The organism is Nocardioides sp. CF8, from assembly GCF_000389985.1.
GTDB lineage: Bacteria > Actinomycetota > Actinomycetes > Propionibacteriales > Nocardioidaceae > Nocardioides > Nocardioides allogilvus.
This window is the reverse complement of the sequence record NZ_CM001852.1, coordinates 944,652-946,937: the sequence shown is the minus strand read 5'-3', so window position 1 is coordinate 946,937 and position 2,286 is coordinate 944,652. Positions and strand designations below refer to the sequence as shown.

The following is a 2,286-nucleotide window of genomic DNA, read 5'->3' as shown; positions in this document are numbered from 1 at the left end:
TAGCCGAGCTTCTCCCAGCCGTAGACCACGAGCTCGAGCTCCTGGCTCACGCCCTTCTTGATGCTGCCCGCGGCCGGCTTGAGCACGCGGTAGAACCGGGTGCCGGCGGTGCTCGGCTCGTCCTTGAGCAGGAACGTGCCGTTGGCCTTGATCTTGGCCTTGCCGGAGACCGCCCACTTCTTCTTGCCGTCCATGCGCTGCTGCAGGACGACCTTGTCGCCGACGGCCTTCGGGCTGACCTTGCCGCGGATCTTCACGACGTCCTCGTCGGCGATCGCCATCGTCTTGTTGATCTTGGCGGTGACCGAGTAGGCCACCTTGCGCTCGGCGGTGGTGTCGCTCGCGGTGGCCGTGGTGGCAACGAGCGGGGTGGCGATCAGTGCGAGACCGGCGCCGGCGGTGATGAATCGGTTCATGGGATTCCCCCTGTCAGTGTCGCCCGTTGTGGGCTGCTGCAAGAGGGATGCGCCGGTGGGTCGATTAGTTGTCGCTCAGTTGCCCTGGACCGTCACGGCGGCGGTGCTGCTCGCCCCGACGACGGGTTTCGTCGGACTTCCCGGGATGCGCATCGGCAGGTCGACGGGCGCACTCAGGGTCACGGTCACCGACCGGTCGACGACGTTCACCCGGGCGTCGACCTCGAGGCCGGGGTAGGTCCTGTCCGCCCCGATGGACTGCAGGTAGGCGACCACGACCTTCTCGACGGCCCCCTTCTCCTGCAGCAACCGCTCGACGTCCAGGCCCTCGCCGTACACACCCGCAGCGCCGAGGTCGGCCCCGCGCAGCGCCGCGCCGTCGGCCAGGGTGTCCAGCGCCTGCCGCTGGAGATAGGCGGACGACGCGTTGACGACCAGGGCGACGCCCATCAGCAGGACGGCCGCGAGACCGACGATGAGCGGGATCGTCGAGCCACGCTCGTCGCGGCGCCTCACTCCTCGACCCCTTGCTCTTCGTGGGGTACGGCGACGAACTGGCCGATCGGCACGGTGTGCGTCGCCGTCAGCTTGAACGAGTCCCGCTGGTCGCCGAGCACCGCGGGCAGGAACGGCAGCGTGACCCCGGAGGCGATCCGGACGGTGATCATCGAGGTGCCGGTGTGACAGTTCTTCGGGAAGGGGACGCACGACACGTGCACCTTGCCGGTCTGCCCGTCGCCGCCCTGGTCGGCGAGCGTCTGGTCGACGACCGCCTGCGCCCGGGCGGCACCGGTCGCGTCGTCCGGCGCCAGCGCATAGGCGCGCGCCGCCGCCCGGGCCGCGCCGTTGACGGCGAAGGCGCCGCGCTGCACCTCGAACACGGAGATGACGATCCAGGTGATCGGGATGAAGAGGATCAGCCCGACCCAGCAGAACTCGACGAGCGCACTCCCCTGCTCGTCAGCCCGAATCCTCATGGCGACTCGATGATCGCGTTGCCACTGACCTCGAGGCGGATCGCCGGTCCGCCCAGTCCGAGCGCCGGGACCTCGGCGACGATCACGACCTTGTAGGCGGGCGCACCACCGATCGTCGTGCCTTGGATGTCGATGTCCTGGGCGAACTTCTCGTTGAGGGTGCCCACGATCTGCTCGGCCGCCTTCGCCCTGCCGTCGTCGGCCGTCGCCCCGACGACGGCCGCGCGACGCGCCCCCTCGGCCGCGGCGGAGGAGAGCGTGTTGCGCACGTGCAGGACGAGCGCGAGCTGGAGCAACCCGGCGAACAGCGGGAGCAGGACCAGCAGGATCATCACGAAGTCCACCACCGCGCTGCCACGCTCTGACCTCGTGCGGGATCGGAGGCAGCCGAGCATCGGGCTACTTGACCGAGTCGAACGCGCGAGTCAGCAGGGCCTTGAGCGGCTCTTCGGCGAAGCCGAAGATCACGATCGCCAGGCCGACCGTCATCACGGTCACCATCACCCAGCCGGGCACGTCTCCCCGCTCGTCACGCCGGCGAGGCTCGGTCATCGCGACGTAGAGGCGCAGGAGCTGGTCGAGAGTGGTGTTGATCATCGGTTTCCCCGTTCGGTTCGTTCGGACGTGCACAGAGGTGGGTGTGGATCGGCGGTGCTCACGGCACCACCAGGCTGAGGCCGATGGCGCCGGGGAAGAAGGCGAAGAGGACCGTCACCGGCAGGACCAGGAAGACGACGGGCGCCATCATCAGGACCTCCTTGCGGGCGGCGGTCTCGATCAGGTTGCGGCGACCGGCCTCGCGCACGTCCGCGGCCTGGGCGTGCAGCACGTCGGCCAGCGGAGTCCCGCGCTCGATGGCGACCGAGATGCCGGTCGCGAAGCGGGCCACGAGC

6 protein-coding genes are annotated in these 2,286 nt (G+C 69.4%); all 6 read right to left on the bottom strand.

Annotated elements, in window-relative coordinates; all coding sequences use genetic code 11:
• Positions 1-416 (bottom strand): hypothetical protein (locus tag CF8_RS22345; RefSeq protein WP_036490249.1); only part of this gene is annotated, 416 nt, incomplete at its 3' end.
• Between the two features lie 75 nt (positions 417-491).
• On the bottom strand, positions 492-932 hold the full coding sequence (locus CF8_RS04615) for a Tad domain-containing protein (protein WP_010831975.1): 441 nt from the start codon (positions 930-932) through the stop codon (positions 492-494).
• Complete coding sequence (locus CF8_RS04610) at positions 929-1,393, bottom strand: hypothetical protein (protein ID WP_010831974.1); 465 nt, start codon at positions 1,391-1,393, stop codon at positions 929-931. The genes CF8_RS04615 and CF8_RS04610 overlap by 4 nt, the downstream gene beginning before the upstream one ends.
• The gene (locus tag CF8_RS04605) at positions 1,390-1,725 is read right to left on the bottom strand and encodes a TadE/TadG family type IV pilus assembly protein (protein WP_232211618.1); all 336 of its coding nucleotides are present in this window, start codon (positions 1,723-1,725) and stop codon (positions 1,390-1,392) included. The genes CF8_RS04610 and CF8_RS04605 overlap by 4 nt, the downstream gene beginning before the upstream one ends.
• Before the next feature lie 67 nt (positions 1,726-1,792).
• Positions 1,793-1,990, bottom strand: a complete 198-nt coding sequence (locus tag CF8_RS04600) for a hypothetical protein (protein WP_036490243.1) — start codon at positions 1,988-1,990, stop codon at positions 1,793-1,795.
• A 58-nt stretch (positions 1,991-2,048) separates the two neighbouring features.
• Positions 2,049-2,286: type II secretion system F family protein (locus tag CF8_RS22940; RefSeq protein WP_036490240.1), on the bottom strand; the 238-nt coding region annotated here is incomplete at its 5' end.

Coding starts and splice junctions, on each gene's coding strand:
- CF8_RS04610 (WP_010831974.1), bottom strand. CDS start 1,393: ATGAGGATTCGGGCTGACGAGCAGGGGAGTGCGCTCGTCGAGTTCTGC.
- CF8_RS04605 (WP_232211618.1), bottom strand. CDS start 1,725: ATGATCCTGCTGGTCCTGCTCCCGCTGTTCGCCGGGTTGCTCCAGCTC.
- CF8_RS04600 (WP_036490243.1), bottom strand. CDS start 1,990: ATGATCAACACCACTCTCGACCAGCTCCTGCGCCTCTACGTCGCGATG.